General features: G+C 28.5%; 22 protein-coding genes. 1 reads left to right on the forward strand and 21 read right to left on the reverse strand.

The window, feature by feature from the left end:
- Positions 1-38 precede the first annotated feature (38 nt).
- From trxA to mqnP, 18 genes are all read right to left on the reverse strand, one after another.
- The gene (gene trxA / locus L8V77_RS03700; protein WP_012662110.1) at positions 39-353 is read right to left on the reverse strand and encodes a thioredoxin; all 315 of its coding nucleotides are present in this window, start codon (positions 351-353) and stop codon (positions 39-41) included.
- A gap of 51 nt (positions 354-404) precedes the next feature.
- Positions 405-743 carry a YraN family protein gene (locus L8V77_RS03705; RefSeq protein WP_220555475.1) on the reverse strand — a complete coding sequence of 113 codons (339 nt, stop codon included), beginning with the start codon at positions 741-743 and terminating at the stop codon, positions 405-407.
- Entirely contained in the window at positions 744-1,997 is a 1,254-nt protein-coding gene (locus L8V77_RS03710) for a homoserine dehydrogenase (RefSeq protein ID WP_263682470.1), read from the reverse strand.
- 1 nt (position 1,998) lies between these two features.
- Entirely contained in the window at positions 1,999-3,201 is a 1,203-nt protein-coding gene (locus L8V77_RS03715; RefSeq protein ID WP_263663885.1) for an LL-diaminopimelate aminotransferase, read from the reverse strand.
- Between the two features lie 12 nt (positions 3,202-3,213).
- The gene (locus L8V77_RS03720) at positions 3,214-4,020 is read right to left on the reverse strand and encodes a hypothetical protein (RefSeq protein ID WP_263663884.1); all 807 of its coding nucleotides are present in this window, start codon (positions 4,018-4,020) and stop codon (positions 3,214-3,216) included.
- Entirely contained in the window at positions 4,014-4,892 is an 879-nt protein-coding gene (locus tag L8V77_RS03725) for a hypothetical protein (protein ID WP_263706764.1), read from the reverse strand. The genes L8V77_RS03720 and L8V77_RS03725 overlap by 7 nt, the downstream gene beginning before the upstream one ends.
- Positions 4,885-5,565, reverse strand: coding sequence for a 23S rRNA (guanosine(2251)-2'-O)-methyltransferase RlmB (rlmB, locus tag L8V77_RS03730; protein ID WP_263663882.1), 681 nt, complete (start codon positions 5,563-5,565; stop codon positions 4,885-4,887). Before rlmB ends, L8V77_RS03725 begins: the two co-directional genes overlap by 8 nt.
- 19 nt (positions 5,566-5,584) lie before the next feature.
- Positions 5,585-6,403, reverse strand: a complete 819-nt coding sequence (rsmI, locus tag L8V77_RS03735; protein WP_263706767.1) for a 16S rRNA (cytidine(1402)-2'-O)-methyltransferase — start codon at positions 6,401-6,403, stop codon at positions 5,585-5,587.
- Positions 6,403-6,603: a 50S ribosomal protein L31 gene (rpmE, locus tag L8V77_RS03740; RefSeq protein ID WP_039664588.1), complete on the reverse strand. Its 201-nt coding sequence runs from the start codon at positions 6,601-6,603 to the stop codon at positions 6,403-6,405. Before rpmE ends, rsmI begins: the two co-directional genes overlap by 1 nt.
- 77 nt (positions 6,604-6,680) lie before the next feature.
- Complete coding sequence (locus L8V77_RS03745) at positions 6,681-7,343, reverse strand: 16S rRNA (uracil(1498)-N(3))-methyltransferase (RefSeq protein ID WP_173776935.1); 663 nt, start codon at positions 7,341-7,343, stop codon at positions 6,681-6,683.
- A complete protein-coding gene (locus L8V77_RS03750; RefSeq protein WP_039668881.1) occupies positions 7,343-7,753 on the reverse strand; it encodes a hypothetical protein in 411 nt (136 codons plus the stop codon). Before L8V77_RS03750 ends, L8V77_RS03745 begins: the two co-directional genes overlap by 1 nt.
- On the reverse strand, positions 7,753-7,953 hold the full coding sequence (locus tag L8V77_RS03755) for a hypothetical protein (protein WP_039668882.1): 201 nt from the start codon (positions 7,951-7,953) through the stop codon (positions 7,753-7,755). The genes L8V77_RS03750 and L8V77_RS03755 overlap by 1 nt, the downstream gene beginning before the upstream one ends.
- Positions 7,953-8,537: a 6-pyruvoyl trahydropterin synthase family protein gene (locus L8V77_RS03760; protein WP_012662122.1), complete on the reverse strand. Its 585-nt coding sequence runs from the start codon at positions 8,535-8,537 to the stop codon at positions 7,953-7,955. The genes L8V77_RS03755 and L8V77_RS03760 overlap by 1 nt, the downstream gene beginning before the upstream one ends.
- The gene (locus L8V77_RS03765) at positions 8,534-9,283 is read right to left on the reverse strand and encodes a 7-carboxy-7-deazaguanine synthase QueE (protein ID WP_263679518.1); all 750 of its coding nucleotides are present in this window, start codon (positions 9,281-9,283) and stop codon (positions 8,534-8,536) included. Before L8V77_RS03765 ends, L8V77_RS03760 begins: the two co-directional genes overlap by 4 nt.
- Complete coding sequence (gene moaA / locus L8V77_RS03770) at positions 9,283-10,251, reverse strand: GTP 3',8-cyclase MoaA (protein ID WP_263663879.1); 969 nt, start codon at positions 10,249-10,251, stop codon at positions 9,283-9,285. Before moaA ends, L8V77_RS03765 begins: the two co-directional genes overlap by 1 nt.
- A 9-nt stretch (positions 10,252-10,260) precedes the next feature.
- Positions 10,261-10,782, reverse strand: coding sequence for a hypothetical protein (locus tag L8V77_RS03775; protein WP_263706770.1), 522 nt, complete (start codon positions 10,780-10,782; stop codon positions 10,261-10,263).
- Complete coding sequence (locus L8V77_RS03780) at positions 10,775-11,278, reverse strand: hypothetical protein (RefSeq protein WP_263706772.1); 504 nt, start codon at positions 11,276-11,278, stop codon at positions 10,775-10,777. Before L8V77_RS03780 ends, L8V77_RS03775 begins: the two co-directional genes overlap by 8 nt.
- Positions 11,269-12,144, reverse strand: a complete 876-nt coding sequence (gene mqnP, locus L8V77_RS03785) for a menaquinone biosynthesis prenyltransferase MqnP (protein ID WP_263706773.1) — start codon at positions 12,142-12,144, stop codon at positions 11,269-11,271. Before mqnP ends, L8V77_RS03780 begins: the two co-directional genes overlap by 10 nt.
- A 69-nt stretch (positions 12,145-12,213) precedes the next feature.
- On the opposite strand from mqnP, the gene miaA reads away from it, so the two are divergent.
- Positions 12,214-13,089, forward strand: coding sequence for a tRNA (adenosine(37)-N6)-dimethylallyltransferase MiaA (miaA, locus tag L8V77_RS03790; RefSeq protein ID WP_263679521.1), 876 nt, complete (start codon positions 12,214-12,216; stop codon positions 13,087-13,089).
- Here miaA and L8V77_RS03795 read toward each other — a convergent pair.
- From L8V77_RS03795 to L8V77_RS03805, 3 genes are read right to left on the reverse strand one after another with little or no spacing between them, the layout of a single operon-like run.
- Positions 13,080-15,443 carry a tetratricopeptide repeat protein gene (locus tag L8V77_RS03795; protein ID WP_263706774.1) on the reverse strand — a complete coding sequence of 788 codons (2,364 nt, stop codon included), beginning with the start codon at positions 15,441-15,443 and terminating at the stop codon, positions 13,080-13,082. The two genes, miaA and L8V77_RS03795, sit on opposite strands and share 10 nt — an antisense overlap.
- Positions 15,444-15,467: 24 nt before the next feature.
- The gene (locus tag L8V77_RS03800) at positions 15,468-16,865 is read right to left on the reverse strand and encodes an NADH-quinone oxidoreductase subunit N (RefSeq protein WP_263706775.1); all 1,398 of its coding nucleotides are present in this window, start codon (positions 16,863-16,865) and stop codon (positions 15,468-15,470) included.
- Positions 16,865-18,334, reverse strand: a complete 1,470-nt coding sequence (locus L8V77_RS03805; RefSeq protein ID WP_263706777.1) for a complex I subunit 4 family protein — start codon at positions 18,332-18,334, stop codon at positions 16,865-16,867. Before L8V77_RS03805 ends, L8V77_RS03800 begins: the two co-directional genes overlap by 1 nt.

Raw genomic sequence — 18,334 nt, forward strand, 5'->3', positions numbered from 1 at the left:
AAAAAATATGAAGAAAAGCCACTAAAAGTGGCTTGAGATTATAAAAGTGAGTTTAGTTTATCTGCTAAAACTTGTTTTGATTGAGCACCAACCAATTGATCAACCACTTCACCATCTTTAAAGAAAAAGATAGTTGGAATAGATCTTACACCAAATTGCGCAGCTAAATCACCTTGCTCTTCTGTATTTACTTTGCAAATTTTAGCCTTGCCATCAAAATCGTTTGCAAGCTCATCAATTACCGGTGCAAGCATTCTACAAGGTCCGCACCATGGAGCCCAAAAATCTACTAAAGCTACGCCTTCTTTTGCTTGTGCAAAATTTTCTGCAGTTAAATCAATATATTTTCCCATGTTATCTCCTTTAATTTTTTAAGATTTTATTAGATTAAAATAAACATTCTCTTAATAACTAATGTTTTCTAAAAGTTTTATATCATCTTTATACACGCAAAGTAAATCTAATTGAAAATTTTCATTACTTTTGTGTTTCATAAAGTAATACTCTATGGTTTTAATAATTTTGTTAAATTTTTTGCCATCTAGTCTATAGGCTACTTCATAATTTCCTTGTGTACTTTTAACTTCAATAAAATGTAAAATTTTATCTTTTTTAGCAATAATATCAATTTCTCCAAATTTAGAATGAAAATTTCTTTCTAAAATTTCAAAATCTTTATTTTTAAGATATTCACATGCTATATCTTCACCTTTTATACCAAAAAGATACTGTGATAAAGCCATTTAATCTTCTATTCTCATCATAAAAACATCATCTTTAACAAATTCTTGTTCTTTAAGTTTTTGAGTTAAAATTTGTATATTTTTTTCATAAGTTTGATGAGTAATAAAAAATAAAGTACTACAATCTTGCTTTTCTTTTTTTGGCTTTTGCAAAAAAGTATCGATTGAAATTTGATGTTCGCTCATTAATTGTGTAATTTTTGATAAAACACCTATTTTATCTAATACCTTTAATCTTAGATAATACCTTGTATAAATTTCATCCTTATTTAAAAGCTTATAAGAAGTATCATTTAAATATCCAAAAATAGCACTATTTTTTTCTTTTCTTGCTATATCGATTAAATCTGCTACAACAGCACTTGCAGTTGCCTTACCACCTGCTCCTGGACCATAGTATAAACTTTCGCCCAAAATATCCCCATCTATACTGATAGCATTCATCACCCCATCAACTTTTGCTAACATTTTATCTTTATTTAACATAACAGGATGAACCCTTAATTCTATTTTTTCATCTTTTATTTTAGCAATACCTAAATGTTTTATGGTGTACTCAAATTCCTTTGCAAAATAAATATCCTCATCGCTTACCTTACTAATACCCTCAATCAAGATATCCTCAGGTTTTACTCTTAGTCCATAAGCAATATTTGCTAAAATTAAAAGCTTGTGCGCAGCATCAAATCCTTCTATATCAAAAGTAGGATCAGCTTCAGCATATCCTAAATCTTGGGCTTTTTTTAATACCTCTTGAAATTTGGCATTATCTTCTGCCATCTTGCTTAAAATATAATTACTTGTGCCATTTAAAATGCCTTTGATAGAAACGATATTATTAGCACTCAAACCCTCTTTTAAAATTTTAATAATAGGAATTCCACCCGCTACACTTGCCTCATAACCAAAAGCTGTATCTTGTGCTAATTTTTCAAGCTCATAACGATGATAAGCAAGTAAAGCTTTATTAGCAGTTACTACTGATTTTTTTCTTTTTAAAATTTTTGAAATTATTTCAAAAGGTAAATCAATACCACCCATTAACTCCACAAATACATCAATATCTTCACACTCTAAAACCTCATCAATATCATTAACCACAGGAATCAATGCATTTGGTTTTGCACTTCTTGCTAAAGCAATTACCGGAATAATTTCTTCATCACATCTTGCTTTAATTAAATCTTGATTTTTTAACAAAGTTTCTACAACAGCACTTCCTACCGTGCCATAGCCTAAAATCGCTATTTTCATTTTATTCTCTTAAGTATTTTTTGATATTTCTTGCTGCTTGACGAATACGGTTTTCATTTTCTATTAAAGCTATTCTAACATACTCATTACCCGCTTCACCAAAGCCAACTCCAGGACTTACTGCTACATTTGCTTTTTGTAAAAGCTGCTTAGAAAATTCCATACTACCAAGATGAGCCTTGCTTTGAGGGAGTTTTGCCCAAACAAACATACTTGCATTAGGCTTTTTTAATTCCCATCCTGCTTGGTAAAATGATTCTAGTAAGACTTCCAATCTTTTTGCATAAGTTGCCTTAATCTCTTCAACACAAGTTTGATCCCCATCTAAAGCTACAGTAGCAGCAACTTGTATAGGCGTATACATACCATAATCAAACCAAGATTTGATCTTTTTCAAAGCCGCAATTAAGCGTTTATTACCCACCACAAAACCTACACGCCAACCTGCCATGTTGTAAGATTTTGAAAGTGTATAGGTTTCTACTGCTACATCTTTAGCACCTTCAACTTCAAAAATCGAAGGAGTTTTATAAGAGCCAAAAGTTAAGTCCGCATAAGCAATATCAGAAATAATATAAAATCTTTCTTTTTTTGCCATAGCAACCAATCTCTCATAAAAACTTTTTTCCACTGTAACTGTTGTAGGATTATGCGGAAAATTTACCACTACATATTTTGGACGCGGAATACTTTCATGTAGTGTTTTTTGTAAATTTTCAAAAAAAGTATTTTCGTTTAATTCATAATTTTCATTAAAATCAAAATTCATAGTTGCTACATTACCACCTGCTATGATAAAAGCTTGAGTATGTATAGGATAAGCAGGTGTAGGCACAATAGCTACATCCCCTGGGTTAATAACAGCTCTTGCTAAATTTACAAAGCCTTCTTTAGAGCCCATCGTTGCAACTACTTCACTTTCAGGATCTAAATCAACATCATATTTTCTTTTATACCAATTACAAATTGCAAGTCTTAGTTTATAAATTCCACTCGAAGCAGAATACCCTGAAGTTTTGTCTTTATTTGCACTTTCGCAAAGCTTGTCTATAATATGCTGAGGAGTTTTGCCATCAGGATTTCCCATAGAAAAATCTATTATATCCTCCCCTGCTCTTCTTGCTGCCATTTTAATCGCATTAACTTCAGCAAAAACATAATTTGGAAGTCTTTCTATGGTATTAAAATGAATTTCTTCAAACATCGTCCGTCCTTTTTAGCGTCTTAAGTAAATTTTTAAACCCCTTTTTATATTATCAAGGCTAAACATATCTCCTATAATAGCATATTTTGCGCCCAATGGTATATTTACATTTACTTCATTTTGCTTATGTGTATTTTCTACACCTTGTATAAAATTCAAGTTTTTATCTAAAAATTGAATTTTGCAAAACCAAGAATCAAGATTGTGCGCACTAAGCTCCATACTTTTTGCACCTTGCAAATCAATAATATATTCTCTTAAAGGTTTGTTTAATTGAGTAATAGTATTTAATGGAATTTGAGTATTGACTTTAGGTTTTGCTTTTGAAAAATCTAGCTCATATTCATAATTTAACTCTGAAATTTTATAAATATCCTTAATAAAAACAGAACTACCCAACAAAGCCTTATAAAAAACTCCTGGATCAAGCATGTACTGAGAATCTACAGCTAACTTATATGTGATATAGTTTTCCCTTAAAGTTAATTCAGTTGGTATAAAATAAATATAACCTAGTTCATTTAAAGTATCATTGATTGTTTTAAAAAACAAAACAGAATCAGCTTGGGCTTTAAAACTAAAAGTTAAAGTTTTTGGTTCATTTAATATAAAATTTGCCAAAGAATTGGTTTTTAAAATTTGAGAAATAGTGTAAATATCTACATTTCCACGCTCATCTTTATAATCATTTCTTGCAAACAAAAGTTCCAATTGTGCATCTTTAGAATTATCATTAACAATATGCTTAGCAACTTCTAAAGCACTTAGCGCAAAAGCATTAAGAGCAAAAAAAATGGAAAATATTAAAATTCTTACCATAATTTTCCTTTATTTTCTTTTATAAACTCAGCTTTTGTAATTTGTTTGATTTTACCATCTTTAATCATTAAAAACTTAGACACACCATTTTTAAACTCTAAAGTATTATTATTCTCATCATTTAAACTAAAAGCAGCATGACCCGTAGTAATAAGCATATCTTTATCTAAAGATAAAGTATAATCATTTTTAATAGTCAAAGAACTTTTTCTAAAAGTTTTTAAATCCACCATACCAAGCCAAAGCTCAGCGCTTGGTTTTATAATACTTTCTTTAAGCAAAACCATATTTTCTTCAGGCATATTTAAACTAGTATTACCCTCTAATGTTTCTTCTATAGTATTATTACTCTCATCTATTGGTTCTAAAATAGCACTTGTATTTGTTTCATTGTTTTCTGTGGTTTCATCAGCAAAAAAATTAAGAACTGGAGTTTCATTCTCATCAACTTTTTCTTCTAAGATAATTTGTTCTTGATTTAGCACATTAGTAGTATTTTCATCTAGTGTGGAACTTTGGAAAAATCTTGAAACACCCCAAGCTAAAGCCACTATCAAAAGCACTACTACTATAATCACAATATACCATACACTTGAGCTTTCTTTGGTATATGAGTTCATTCTAGGAGCAATATGCACATGATTTTTTTTCTCAATACCATTTTCTTCTAAATAGGCATGATATTCTTCTAAAAAGTTAGAAAAATCAAGCTCATATTCTCTTTGTAAAATTTTGATAAAACCATTTATATTAAAACGAGATAAAGACTTAAAATCTTTTTTAATAATATATTCAAGACAAGTTATTTCTATTTGTGTTCTTTTTTGAACTTCTAATAAATTTAAATCTTCTAATTTTTTCCAACTATCCATTTTTCATCCTATCGCAAAGTATTGCAAATGCTGCACTAACATTTAAACTATCAAAATCATTGTGCATTTTTATCCCCACACATTCATCGCATTTTTTAAGCACCTTTGGTGCTATACCAAAACCCTCACTTCCCATAATCAAAACTTTTTTATTTTTGGCCTTGATAGTATGTATATCACTACCTCCGCTTGCACTAGCATAGATATAAAAACCTTTTTGTTTTAATTCATTTATCATGCTTAAAATATCATCATTTAAAACTATTTTCATATCTAAAGCCGCGCCACTACTTGCACGAATAACTCCATCCATAGCCACACTTTTAGCTACCAAAATAATCCCATCAGCACCCAAAGCATAAGCACTACGCACGATAGCGCCTATATTTCCAACATCGCTAATATTATATAAAATAACTATAAAATCTTTTTCTTTTAAACTCTCAAAAGAGCTAAATTCAAAATCATCAATTTCCATTAAAAAACCTTGATGATTTCCACCTCTTGCCAAACTTTGCGCGGCCTTAAAATCAAGTTTTTTAATTTTTTTTGATGCCTTTGCTATTTTTGAAAAATCAGCTTTTTCACATTCTTTTGCTAAATAAATTTCTTTAATTTTTTCTTTGTGCTTTTCTAAGATATAAAAAAACACTTGCTTACCATAAACTATCATTTTTAAATAATAACCAAATTCAACTTAAAAGCAGTTTTTGATAATTTTCTTTTGGAGATTTCGCATTGATTTTTGAAAGAAGCTTTGCCTTTGTTTTTAAAGGCAAATCAAGTTCATAAATATCTTGCTCACACAAGGTATTTTGGTGAAATTGCTTTTCTTTAGCACTTACGACTACACACCATTCGCCACGCAAGTTCATTGTTTTTAATTTTTCTAAAGCTTCTAAGGCATTTGCTCTAAATTTGGCTTCAAATTTCTTTGTTGCTTCTTTTATGATAAAAATTTCTCTTAAAGGATCAATTTTACTAATTTCTTCTACTAAATTAAGTATCCTAGTAGGTGCTTCATAGACTATACTAGGATAAGGATTAAGCATTAAATTTTCAATATCTTTTTGTCTTTGAGGATTTTTATTAGCCAAAAAACCCATAAAAATAAATTCTTTTTTACAAAATGCACTTGAAACTAATGCAAGTAAAGCAGCATTTGACCCTGCCAAGACTTCATAATCAATATTATTTTTAACGGCATATTCAATTAAAAATTGCCCCGGATCACTAATACCTGGCATACCCGCATCACTCAAATATGCAACATCTTGTTTAAAAAAATCATCATCTATTTTTGCTAAAAAATCTTTTTCATTATGAGTATGTAAGGCTAAATATTTATCAGGTTTTATTTCTAAATTAAATTTTTCATTAAGGAGATGAACTAAGGATTTGCAAACTCTCGTATCTTCGCATAAAAAGAGTTTGCATTTTTGTAAAATTTCTAAAGAATGAAAAGAAATATCGTTTAAATTTCCTATGGGCGTAGGAATAAAATATAACATTATTGCATTGCGTATTTTTTCTTAAATTTCTCTACACGACCCGCAGCATCTACGATTTTTTCACTACCTGTAAAAAATGGATGACAACTTGAGCAAATATCAACTTTAATTTCTGATTTATTTGACTTAGTAGTAAAAGAATTTCCACAAGCACAACTAACTTTGCATTCTACATATTCTGGGTGAATTTCTTTTTTCATTGTTTATCCTTTTTCAAAACATTAAGGCGTAATTATATAAATTTTTATATAAAAAATAGCTAAATTTAAGCATGTTTTTAAATTATGAATTTTGAAGCAACCCCTATTAAAGCTGTTTGCGCTTTAAGTATAAAATCAGCCTGTAATTTTGCTTTTTTTACATTCTCCCCTCTTTCTTTTTGCGAAAATCCACCTTCAGCGCCTATTAAAAACACATGCTCACTAGGTTCAAATCTCATCAAATCTTCACCTTCAAAGTCTATTAAAACAATATTTTTATAAACTTGCTGAAATTTTTTAAAATCACCAAAGCTTTCAAGCTCCATTAAAGAGGCACGACCGCATTGCTGGGATGATTCTATAAGAATCTTTTCCATTCTTTTAAAATCTAATTTAAAATTCTTTTGTGAATAATCCATATACACAAAAGAAAGCTTTGCTACTCCAAGCTCGTTTAAAAAAGGTAAGGTTTTTTCTATAATCTTTGGATCAATCACTGCTAAAGCCAAATGTAAATGCGTTTTTAATTCTTGTTTTTCTTCTTTTTTATCAAGTAAATTTAATGCACATGAGCGTCTAGAAAACTCTATGCATTCATAAGTATAAGCAAAAAAATCTTTTAAATTTTTTAATATGATTTTATCGCCTACTTTAATTCTTCTAGCTTTTAAATGCAAGAAAGCTTCATTTTCTAGCTCTAAATTTAAAGCACCACTTTGTGGGTGATATAAAAATCGCATTAAAAATAAAACCTTTGAAGCAAATAAGGCACAAAAAGTAAAAATATACCCGAACACAAAATAAAAAAGCTTAAAAATCTAAATTTAGCATAACGTTTGAACAATCTTGCTTTTTTAAATAAAACAAATTGATAAATAGCCAAAGCAAAGATAAAAATCCAACAAAACCACATAGAAAGCATGTATAAATTTAGCTCAAAATGCTTTAAAGCCCAAAGCAAACTTCCTGTAAAAAGTGTAATTGCTAAAAATAAATAATAAATTGGCAAAAATAGGCGAATTCTTTTTATAAAAATAAACTCTTGCGAAAAACTACTTTGAGTTAAATACAAATAAAACAACATTAAAAAGCCATTTGCGTATAAACTATACACATGCAATGCTAAAAAAAACTCATAACTTTGATCCATCACTGTCCTTGTGTGTTATTTTCATCTTTGATATCATCATCTACAGGTATAGGAAGCGTATCATCATCTATAATCACATTAGAATCACTTTGCTCAATTTGAACTTGCTCAGTCTGCACCTCTTTTTTTACGCTTGTATCTTCTTGACTTGAGCAAGCAATAAAAAACAATAATGGCACAATCAATAAAATCTTTTTCATTACACCTCCTTTTGATTAATAAAAACAAAATTTGCATCTTGAAGTTTTTTAAAAAAATCTTTATCTTTCCATTCATCGCTTATAGCTTGTGAAAATTCAATATCTGCCAAATTTATCTTTGGTAAAAACTCACTATAAGCATCTTCTCTAAAACCTTGTGCATAGCCTGTTCTTGTTTCATGCACAATAATACTTTTTAAGCTAACACCTTGCTCGCCATTGACCATCTTAGTCTTTAAAAGCAAGGTATCTATCAGTACAAAAAATATGCGTACAAAATTTTCTGCACTTACATTCACAGGTAAACTTACCCATCTTTGTGAGTGTTTTTTCATATCTTCTAAATAAACTTTATCATCATCTTTAAAAAGCGTAATAGCATGGTCAAAACTATCAATAATTTGTTTTATTTCATCTTTTAACAAACCAAAATCATATACCATTCCCGCATTGTCAAGGTATTTACTCTCAAGTAAAATTTCTACCTTATAAGAGTGGCCATGTATGCTTGTTTTACATCGCTTGGAGCTACAAAATCTAACAATATGAGCATTTTCAAATTCAAACATTTTTCTAATAATCATACGCCTTCTTTATCTCCCCAAATTCTAATATGCAATCTATCGGAGTAATTATATCCATTTTTTATACAAAATTCAGCAACACTTAAGGCATTTTTAGAAATTTCTTCTTCACTTGACCCCATAGGCATGCAAAATACCTCATTTTCACAAATTTGTAAAATTTCATTAATTTCGCCTAAGGCTTTATTTTCTTGTAAAAAATCCTTATCTAAAACAAATTTATAAAAACTATCTTTAGCATAATATTTAAAAGCTTTCAACGCTTTTTCATTAATCCTTTTTTCTTTTTTAACCCCGCTATTACTAAGCTTTACACCCAAAGCAAAATAACATTTTTTATACAAAGGATATTTTTCAAAATCAATTTCAATGCTTGCATTTGTTTCAAAATGCACTTTAAAATCATTTTCTAAAAGCAAATTAATAAAACACAAAAAATCTTTATTTTGATAATTTAATAAAGGCTCACCACCGGTAATAACAACCATAGCTTTGCGTGAATTTGCTAACTTTAAAACCTCATCAAAAAGCTTTGCTGAAGTATAGGTTTTATAACAAGTTTTAAATTCTTTGGTAAAAACAGCTCTTATAGTATCACAGCCCAAAAGTATTTTAGAATCTTTTTCTTTTTTTACTCCAAAGCCTATACAGTTAAAATTACACCCAGCAAACCTTACAAATACAGCTAAATTTCCACTATATTTTCCCTCACCTTGCAAGCTTAAAAAAGTTTCAACAACTTCCATTATCCACCTGTTTGATAAAAGGCTCTTGTAGAACTTTGATTGGCTTCATTTTCTGCCCATCTATTTTTTTCTGATTTATTTTTTATCACGGTTTTTAAAACCTCACAAGCACCTGCTATGTCTTTATTACGTATAGCCTTTTTAATGCTTAAAGCTTCATCATAATATAAACAAGGTATTAAAAGCCCTTCAGCTGAAAGTCTTATACGGTTACAACTATCACAAAAATCATGGCTATGTGGATCAATAATGCCAAACTCATACCCATCTTCAAGCTCATAAATAGTCGCAGGTGCATTTGGACTTTTTTGTCCTTGTTTAAAAGAATATTTTTGAGCAATAATATTTAAAATTTCTGCTGATTTTAAGCCTTTTAAATCTCCATAAGCATGATAATTTTCCATAAATTCTATAAAGCGAATTTGGCTTTTGCGTGCTTTGGCAAATTCTAAAAGATCGATAAATTCACTATCATTAATCCCTTTAAGAGCTACGGTGTTAAATTTAATATTAAAGCCTAATTCTAAAGCCTCATTAATACCATTTAATACATCTTTAAGTATATTTTTTTGGGCTAACTTAAAAGCCACTTCTTCTTTTAAGGTATCTAAAGAGATATTAATTCTTTTTAAACCTGCCTGTCTTAAATCTTTTGCTTGTTGTTTTAACAAAGAAGCATTAGTAGTAAGTGCTAAGTCTATATCCTGCTTATACTCACTAATCATAGCAATAAATTTATGCAAATCTTTTCTTACTAAAGGCTCACCGCCTGTAATACGAATTTTCTTAACCCCTTCATCAATGCAAACTTTAACAAACATAAAAAGTTCTTCAAATGATAAAAGATTTTCCTTAGCACTCCATTCAAATGGAGTTTTTGGCATACAATAAAGGCAACGAAAATTACATCTTTGTGTTACTGAAATTCTTAAATAATCTATCACTCTTCCATAACTATCTACCAACATCAAAGGCCTTTATAATAATTTATTAAATTTCAAAATAAGCTCAACTCTACCCATACCTATACGCAAATCTTTGGCAATTTGCTCAATGGATTTTTTTTGATTAAAAAGCTCTATTACCTTTTGTTCTTCATTATCATAACTTGGGCTTAATTTTGTAATGCTTTGGGTTTTTTGTTCTAAATTTAATAAACGATTTTTTTGCTCACTTTGAAATTCTTCAATCACCTCTTCTACTTCTTTTAAAGCACTTAAAATAGGAAGGATATTTTGATTAATTTTTTGTTCTAATATCTGCAAAAGTTCTTCTTTTAGCTCTTCTTTAATGGCTTCAGTATCTATTTCTTCTTTTTCTTGTTCTTGTTCATCTAAACTTTCTTTTTTTAAATAATGATATTGCTTGTTTAAATCTTCTATCATCTTACCAAGCTCGTTAATCTTAGCAATACTTTCTTTTTCTTTTATCATCATATAAGCAAACATAGCAAAAATTAATAAAGCTACCACAAGCCACAATAATAAATCACTACCCATTTTCTTGCTCCTTTAAAATCTTAATCATCGCTCTTTGCATATTTGCCACAAAATTATCATACACAAGCTCATCTTCTGCTTTTATTTGTGTGATTTTTGCCTCATTTTCACTTAAAGCTTTAAAAAAAATACTAATTTTTTGACCATTTAACTCAAATCTTGCATAATATTCCTCATCTTGAGTCAAACACTTTTCTTTAAATTGAATGTGTGCAAAATTTACACCTATCACAAAGGCTTTATATTTTAAATCTGTAAATAATTTTGTTTTATTGATATCATTTTTTATCAAATACAATTCTTGCTTTAAATCCATAAGCAAATCAAAAATAATTTGCTCACCTTCGCTAAATTCCACTCTTGAGGCAAGCTTTTTCCATTTGCTTAAATTGACATAATTATTACTTGAAAGATATTCTTGCAAAAACTCTTCATATCTTTCTTTACTCTCTTCAAACTCAAGCTCTAATGAGCTTTTAAAAAATTTTATCTCCATAAAAGATCAACCCAAATAAATATAAAAAACACTATACTTAAATACCCATTTAAAGTAAAAAATGCTTTATCAATTTTTGCAAAATTCTTTCTAACAATGCGGTGTTCAAAAAATAAAATAATCGCACTAATTATCACACCTAAAAAGGCAATATTTCCCGTTGGAGCCACCCAAACAAATAAAAACCAAAAAAGCACTGCTAAAACATGACAAAATGCTGAGATAAATAAGGTTGCCTCGAGCCCAAATTTAGCAGGTATAGAGTGTAAACCTGTTTTTTTATCATATTCCATATCTTGCAAAGCATAAAGCAAATCAAATCCAGCTGTCCAAAAAGTAACACCCAAACACAAAATCACACTATAAATTTCAATACTTCCCAAAACTACAATGCTACCTGCAATAGGAGCAAGCCCTAAGCAAAATCCTAATACTAAATGCGCTAAGGATGAAAATCTTTTAAAAGCTGAATAAATAGCTAAAATAAACAATACCGGCAAAGAAAGAGCAAAGGCTAATTTATTAATAAAATAGCTTGCCAAAACAAAAATAATAGCATTTAAAATAATAAAAAGTAAAATACTAGCTTTGCCTATACGCCCATCGATATTAGGTCTATTTGCACATCTTGGGTTATTTTTGTCAATATCCTCATCCATCAAACGATTAATCGCCATTGCAAAATTTCTTGCACTTACTGCACAAATAACACCCAAAAATAAAGCCTTAAAGCCAAACCAAGTGCTATCATTTAAAATAACAGAAGCCACAACCATTGAAGTGAATAAAAAAGGTAGGGCAAAAATAGAATGCTTAAAAACTATCAAATCTAAAATATCTTTCAATTTTTCTTTTAATATAGGCATTTTTTCTCTTTATAATATATTTTTGTTATGATTTTACTAAAATAATTTTAAATTTAGGATATTTTTACGATGTTTTTTGAATTTGCACTCATTGGAACCACTGCAAGTGGCAAAACAGAACTTGCTAATAAACTAGCTTATGAATTTAACGCAAGTATTTTAAGCCTTGATAGTCTTTGCGTGTATAAACAAATCAACATCGCTTCAGCAAAAACAGAGCAAAAAACCCTAGATGAGCTTGATTATTTTGGTATAAATTTATTAAATGTCAATGAGCATTTTAACATTGCTTTGTTTTTTGAAGAATACAAAAAAGCAAAAGCCTTTGCTCAAAAAAACAATCAAATGCTTATCATCACAGGCGGAACTAGTTTTTATCTAAAAGCCTTAATGGATGGTTTGAGTGAAAATTTTAAAGAAAGCCAAAGCACACTAAGTAATGATGAAATTTATCATTTAATGATAAAAATTGATCCGCAAGCAAAAATAGAAAAAAACGATACTTATCGTTTGAAAAAATGGCTTGGAATTTATGAGCAAACTAATAAAATTCCAAGTGAAGTTTTAAAAGAAACCAAACAAGAAGCTTTGATTAAAAAACTTGATATTTTTGAAATTTCTTGGCAAAAAGATCTTTTAGAAAAACGCATTATCAAGCGCACTAAAAATATGCTAAATGAGGGCTTAATAGATGAAGCTAAAATGTTATTTGATAATTATGATCATCATTTAAAAGCACTAAATTCCATAGGTTTAAAAGAATGCAAAGAGTTTTTAGATAAAAAAATAAATTTAAATGAGCTTGAAGAGCTCATCATCATCCATACAAGACAACTTGCCAAAAGACAAAGAACTTTTAATAAAAAATTCAATAAAGAAATTTTAGATTTTCAAAGTGCTTATGAGAATTTAAAAGCTTATATTTTAAAAAAATATCAAGGCTGAGTATTTAAGACATTTAATTTATCTTTACATAAATTTTGCCATTTGCTTGTTGTGTTAATATCTATACAATTTTGCAAACTTTGTTTTTGATTTTGCACATCTTTTAAATCTTCATAAATATTGCTTTGCACATAAAAAACTCTTGCGCGCTCATCATCTTTTAAAGGATTAGCAAGTAAGTCTTTAAACAAAGTTAAGGCTTTTTGAGCTTGATTGCTTTGTTTTAAAGCTTTGATATAGATAAATTCTAAATCGGGACTAAAAAGATTTACTCCCTTTAAGTTTTGATAATCAATAGCCTTTGGAGCATAGTTTAAAATACTTGTTAGAAAATTATTTTTTTCACAATAACGCAAAAACTCATAATATAATTCCACCATACGATAATTCATAGGAAATTGCTCTAGTTTTTGTAAAGTTCTTATCATGGCATTATAATCTTGCAATCTAAGTTCGGCAAAAAATTTAATATAATTTGCTTCAAATTTTTCATTATCGCTAATAATCGTTCTTGTGTTTAAAATATCGCTAATTGTTTTTATAACAAAGTTATAGCGTTTATCTTTAAGAGCTAAATCAGCACTTTGAAGCTTATAAAAGATAATATCATCGTTTTCATTTTCCACTATGTATTTTTTAGCTTCTTCTATACGCGTTGTGCGTTTAAAACACTCAAGCATTTGTTTTTTATTTTGTATTTTGCCTCCTATATTATAAGCTTTAAAATCATCATATATTTTAATAGCAGCCAAGCACTCATCATTTTTTAATCTTTGCTCTAAAACCAAAATAGCAGCTTGTTCTAAAAGATTTTTTACTTCTTTATTGGAGTATTTTTCAATGTCTTTTTGATAACTTATAACCTTTTCATAATTTTTTTCTTGAAAATATAATTTGACATTATCAAACAACGCCTTACTAGAAATTTCTCCAGCGTATTTTTTCATAATTTCTTCATATTTTTGATGCAAAAAGCTTGCATTAGCATCTTTTAAATATAAAAAGTTTTTATCTTGTGCTTCTTTAATTAAACTCACATATTCACCCAAAGGAAAATCTTCTGCATAAAGATCTAAATATTTTTGAGCTTTAATATGCTCATTTGCATTTAATAAAGACAAGGCAAGATCTTTTAATACTCTTTCATATTCTTTATCTACCTTGGTTAAATGCGTAAAAATATACTCATAAATTTTAGAACTTAAATCATAAACCCTATTATTAGCAAAAGCTTTTGCTAATAATAAAGAATTTTCCAAATCGCTCATGAAAAATTCAGGGTTTGATTCTAAAATTTTATTTGCTAATTCTTCGGCTTCTTTTATATTTTTTGCCTCTAGATGATTTTTTGATAAAAATAAAGCAGCTCTACTGGCTAAATCTGCATTTGGAGTAGAATAATACACATCTTGATAAATATTATTTGCGGTATTTTTTTTACCCAAATGATACAAATAATCTGCATAATCAAGTAAAGCCATTATAGTATATTTATCGCCTTTGTGTTCAGTATTTAAAGTATCTATAATATATTCAACATTAGATCTTTGCGATAAACCCATATAAACTCTCATCATAATATACATCACTTCTGTATAATCTTTATCGTTAATATAAGTTCTTACCCATCTTTTAGCATCATCTAACATTTGCTCTAAAATTACCTGGTCTTTATCAAGTTCATAAGTGTATAGTTTATTTTGAGCTCTTAATTTATAAAGCTCAAATTCATTCATAAATACACTACCCTGATAACGCTTAATAGCGCTAGTTGCATCCCTTAAAACCTGATCATATTTTTTTGCTTCATATTCTTGTTTTATACTAAAATAAGCATTAAAATCTGCACTTTTTGAAGTTTCCATAGGATTAGAATTTAAATCTAATGCTCCAATATAAGGCATTAATGCATCATCAAAATAAATATCAAAATCAAGCCCATCGCTAGGCTTATAATACCTTAAATCTTTGGTAAAAATAAATACAAAATGCTTAGAAGCATCTTCACTTTGACTTTGAATTTCTTTAGCATTAAAAATATCTTGAGAATAATTAAACATCTTAGCTAAAATTTTAGGATAGATTTTGATTGTCAAAAAAGTTTGGTGCTTTTCAAAATAAATCGTAAAATCATCAAATTCTTTATTTTGAAACTGCATATTACTAACACCTAAAACATTGCATTCAAAATGGGTTTTTTCAAATTCAAAAACACTTTTGCAAGTAAAATCCTTATCATCTTTTAAATGCAAAAGCGTAAAAGGGCGTTTATGCTCTTCCCCTTTATTAACAATAATTTCAAAAGAAAATGTATAAGTTATACTTAATAAAAATAAAAATAAAACCCTTATCATAAGCGTGATTATAGCAATATTATTTTACAAAAGCAAAAACACACAAGAAACACTTCCAATCAAACACAAGCATAAAATAATCTTTTGTTTTACATCTAAGTTTGCACTTTCTATGATTTGAGCCTTTTTGAAAAAAACATAAATTAAAATTTTTAAATAAGCATAAAGCATAATCATAGAACTTAAAGCTATAGCAAATACAAGTACATAATAGCCTGAGTTTAAAATAGAAGCTAAAATTAAAATTTTACCCCAAAAAATACCAAAAGGCGGAATACCTGCTATACACAAAATGAATATAGCTAGCATTATAGACAATACTGGTCTTTGATTAAACAAGCCCGAAAAACTCTCAAATGAACTTTTTTGAAATAAACTCAATATCAAAAAAATTCCATAATTTGCAAAAGCAAAAGATATCCAATACACAAACAAAGCAAAAATTGAAAGCAAATAAGAAGTCCCATCTCCTTGAGAACTCACACTCATACTAGAAACAATAACTGCTAATATAAAAGAAGAATGAGTAATAGAACTATATGCTAGCATTTTTTTCACATCTTTTTGGATTAAAGCTACTATACTTACAACAAGCATAGAAAAAATCGCTAGCAATGCTACTATGTATTCAAATTTTACTCCACCGCCCAAAGCAGAAAAAATTCTTAAAACTACTATTATCATAGCTATTTTTGGTACTATAGATATAAATGCTATAAAATTTGTATACACTCCACAATACACATCTTTTAACCAAAAATGAAAAGGTGCAATAGAAAGTTTTACTCCAACAATAACTAAAAACATTACCCCAGCACAAAGCAAGATAGGATCTGAAATATATTCAGAATGCAATAGATTATCTAAATCCAAAGATTTTGTTTTTAAATATACAAAAGCACAAGCAAAGACAAAAAACCCAGCGCCTACTGCAGCTAAAGTAAAGTACTTTATACTAGAGCTAATAGCATTATGAGTTCCTCTTAGTGCTATTAACGTATAAAGAGCTAAAGAAGAACCTTCTAAAGCTAGGAAAATTACAATTAAATTAGTGCTTGATATCATTAATATCAAAGAAGCAATCATAAATAAAAACAAAGAAAAAAACTCTGCCTTTTGCTCATCTTTATCCATTAATAAATAAAGCATTGAAAAAACTAAAATAACTATTTGAGCAAAAATTGCATAATTATCACTTACAAATAAACCAAAAAAGGCATGAGAATTATCTAAAACAAAGCCATTATAAAGCAATAAAAAACACAAAGCGCTAAATAAAGCTATAACACTTGCTCCTATATAAAAATTTCTAGAAAGTTTTTTAAATGCATCCAATAAAAGCAAAACAATAGCCCAAAAAAGCAATGATAACACAGGAAATAATAATACAAAATTGAATTTTTCTAAACTAAAGCCACTCATTAAAAACCTCTTATATCATCTATGATTTTTTGATTTTCTATTGCAATATTTCTTGTTTGCATAACTTCAAGAATGCTATTTACATTCAAAGCAATTTCATCAAGCATAGCACTTGGAGCTATCCCTAAATAAATTACCAAGGCACTTAAAATACCCAAAACAAAAATTTCACCTTTTTTTAATATTAATTTCTCCATTTTTTCTTCACTAGTGGCAAAAAACATATTTCTATAAATATTTAGCATATAAATAGCCCCTAAAATAATCACACCACCTGCAAATAATGCATACCACAAATTCACACTTGCTATGCCTTGTAAAATTAAAAACTCACCTACAAAAGAAATAGTCAAAGGCAGTGAAATAGATGAAAATAATAACACCGCAAAGAAAAAGCTAAATAATGGAGCTGTTTTAGCTAAATTTTTATAAAAGTCTAAATCAAAAGTATGATATCTTTTATAAAGCATATAAGCAGCCAAAAACAAACCGCCTGTTACTATACCATGTGCAAACATGTAAAATACAGAACCACTTAGCCCATTATAAGTAAAAGTCACAATACCCAAAATCACCACACCCAAATGTGAAATTGAGCTATAAGCAATTAATTCTTTCAAATCTTTAGTTTTAAAAGCAATTAAAGCTGCATATAAAATTCCAACTATACATAAAATAGCAAGTAAAGAATAATAATGATTTAAAGTATCAGGTGTTAAAGGCAAGATAAATCTCAAAAATCCAAAAGGAGCCATTTTAAAACTAACAAGCATTACAGATACTAAAGTCGGGCTTTTTGCATAAACTTTTGGCGCCCAAGTGTGGAAAGGAAATAAAGGACTTTTAATCGCAAAAGCGATAAAAAATCCTATAAAGATTAAATTTTGCACACTTTCAGGTATGAAAAATTCACTCTTATACCAAGCAAGTAAATCAAAACTCCAATACCCAAAACTTTGATAATACAAAAATCCTACATAAATAATCGCTAAAAGCATGAGCATAGAACCGCAAAATGCATAAATGAAAAATTTAATCCCTGCTTTATAATTATCTGAATATCTGCCTATTAAATAAATAAGCGGTATAAGAGAAAACTCCCAAAATACATAAAATAATAAAGCATCTAATGAAGCAAAAAGCCCTATAATACAAAATTGCAATAAAAATATACTTACTACAACACTTTTATCTTGAATATCCAAACATACAAAAGATAAAAAAATCATAATAGAACAAAGCAACATTAAATAAAGCGCTATAGCATCTACACCAATATGAAAATTAACTATTAAAGAATTTAAACTAAACTCATAAGCTATACCACCATGATAATTAAACAACAAAAAAATATTAAAAACTAAAATCAAAAAGCTAACTAAAATAGCAAAAGACTTACTATCTTCTTTTTGTAAAAACAAAGCTATAAAAGCTGCAAAAAATGGAAATAACATTAACAAACTAAGCAT

The organism is Campylobacter sp. IFREMER_LSEM_CL2127, from assembly GCF_025771745.1.
Taxonomy (GTDB): Bacteria; Campylobacterota; Campylobacteria; order Campylobacterales; family Campylobacteraceae; genus Campylobacter_D.

Excerpts from the sequence above, each read along its gene's own strand:
- L8V77_RS03715 (WP_263663885.1), bottom strand. The coding sequence starts at position 3,201 with ATGTTTGAAGAAATTCATTTTAATACCATAGAAAGACTTCCAAATTAT.
- L8V77_RS03720 (WP_263663884.1), bottom strand. The coding sequence starts at position 4,020 with ATGGTAAGAATTTTAATATTTTCCATTTTTTTTGCTCTTAATGCTTTT.
- L8V77_RS03760 (WP_012662122.1), bottom strand. The coding sequence starts at position 8,537 with ATGATTATTAGAAAAATGTTTGAATTTGAAAATGCTCATATTGTTAGA.
- trxA (WP_012662110.1), bottom strand. The coding sequence starts at position 353 with ATGGGAAAATATATTGATTTAACTGCAGAAAATTTTGCACAAGCAAAA.
- L8V77_RS03795 (WP_263706774.1), bottom strand. The coding sequence starts at position 15,443 with ATGATAAGGGTTTTATTTTTATTTTTATTAAGTATAACTTATACATTT.
- L8V77_RS03745 (WP_173776935.1), bottom strand. The coding sequence starts at position 7,343 with ATGCGATTTTTATATCACCCACAAAGTGGTGCTTTAAATTTAGAGCTA.
- rpmE (WP_039664588.1), bottom strand. The coding sequence starts at position 6,603 with ATGAAAAAAGAAATTCACCCAGAATATGTAGAATGCAAAGTTAGTTGT.
- L8V77_RS03750 (WP_039668881.1), bottom strand. The coding sequence starts at position 7,753 with ATGGATCAAAGTTATGAGTTTTTTTTAGCATTGCATGTGTATAGTTTA.
- miaA (WP_263679521.1), top strand. The coding sequence starts at position 12,214 with ATGTTTTTTGAATTTGCACTCATTGGAACCACTGCAAGTGGCAAAACA.
- L8V77_RS03725 (WP_263706764.1), bottom strand. The coding sequence starts at position 4,892 with ATGGATAGTTGGAAAAAATTAGAAGATTTAAATTTATTAGAAGTTCAA.
- L8V77_RS03800 (WP_263706775.1), bottom strand. The coding sequence starts at position 16,865 with ATGAGTGGCTTTAGTTTAGAAAAATTCAATTTTGTATTATTATTTCCT.
- L8V77_RS03705 (WP_220555475.1), bottom strand. The coding sequence starts at position 743 with ATGGCTTTATCACAGTATCTTTTTGGTATAAAAGGTGAAGATATAGCA.
- rsmI (WP_263706767.1), bottom strand. The coding sequence starts at position 6,403 with ATGTTATATTTTATTCCTACGCCCATAGGAAATTTAAACGATATTTCT.
- L8V77_RS03780 (WP_263706772.1), bottom strand. The coding sequence starts at position 11,278 with ATGGAGATAAAATTTTTTAAAAGCTCATTAGAGCTTGAGTTTGAAGAG.
- L8V77_RS03755 (WP_039668882.1), bottom strand. The coding sequence starts at position 7,953 with ATGAAAAAGATTTTATTGATTGTGCCATTATTGTTTTTTATTGCTTGC.
- mqnP (WP_263706773.1), bottom strand. The coding sequence starts at position 12,144 with ATGCCTATATTAAAAGAAAAATTGAAAGATATTTTAGATTTGATAGTT.
- L8V77_RS03710 (WP_263682470.1), bottom strand. The coding sequence starts at position 1,997 with ATGAAAATAGCGATTTTAGGCTATGGCACGGTAGGAAGTGCTGTTGTA.
- L8V77_RS03775 (WP_263706770.1), bottom strand. The coding sequence starts at position 10,782 with ATGGGTAGTGATTTATTATTGTGGCTTGTGGTAGCTTTATTAATTTTT.
- moaA (WP_263663879.1), bottom strand. The coding sequence starts at position 10,251 with ATGTTGGTAGATAGTTATGGAAGAGTGATAGATTATTTAAGAATTTCA.
- L8V77_RS03805 (WP_263706777.1), bottom strand. The coding sequence starts at position 18,334 with ATGCTTAGTTTGTTAATGTTATTTCCATTTTTTGCAGCTTTTATAGCT.
- rlmB (WP_263663882.1), bottom strand. The coding sequence starts at position 5,565 with ATGATAGTTTATGGTAAGCAAGTGTTTTTTTATATCTTAGAAAAGCAC.
- L8V77_RS03765 (WP_263679518.1), bottom strand. The coding sequence starts at position 9,283 with ATGGAAGTTGTTGAAACTTTTTTAAGCTTGCAAGGTGAGGGAAAATAT.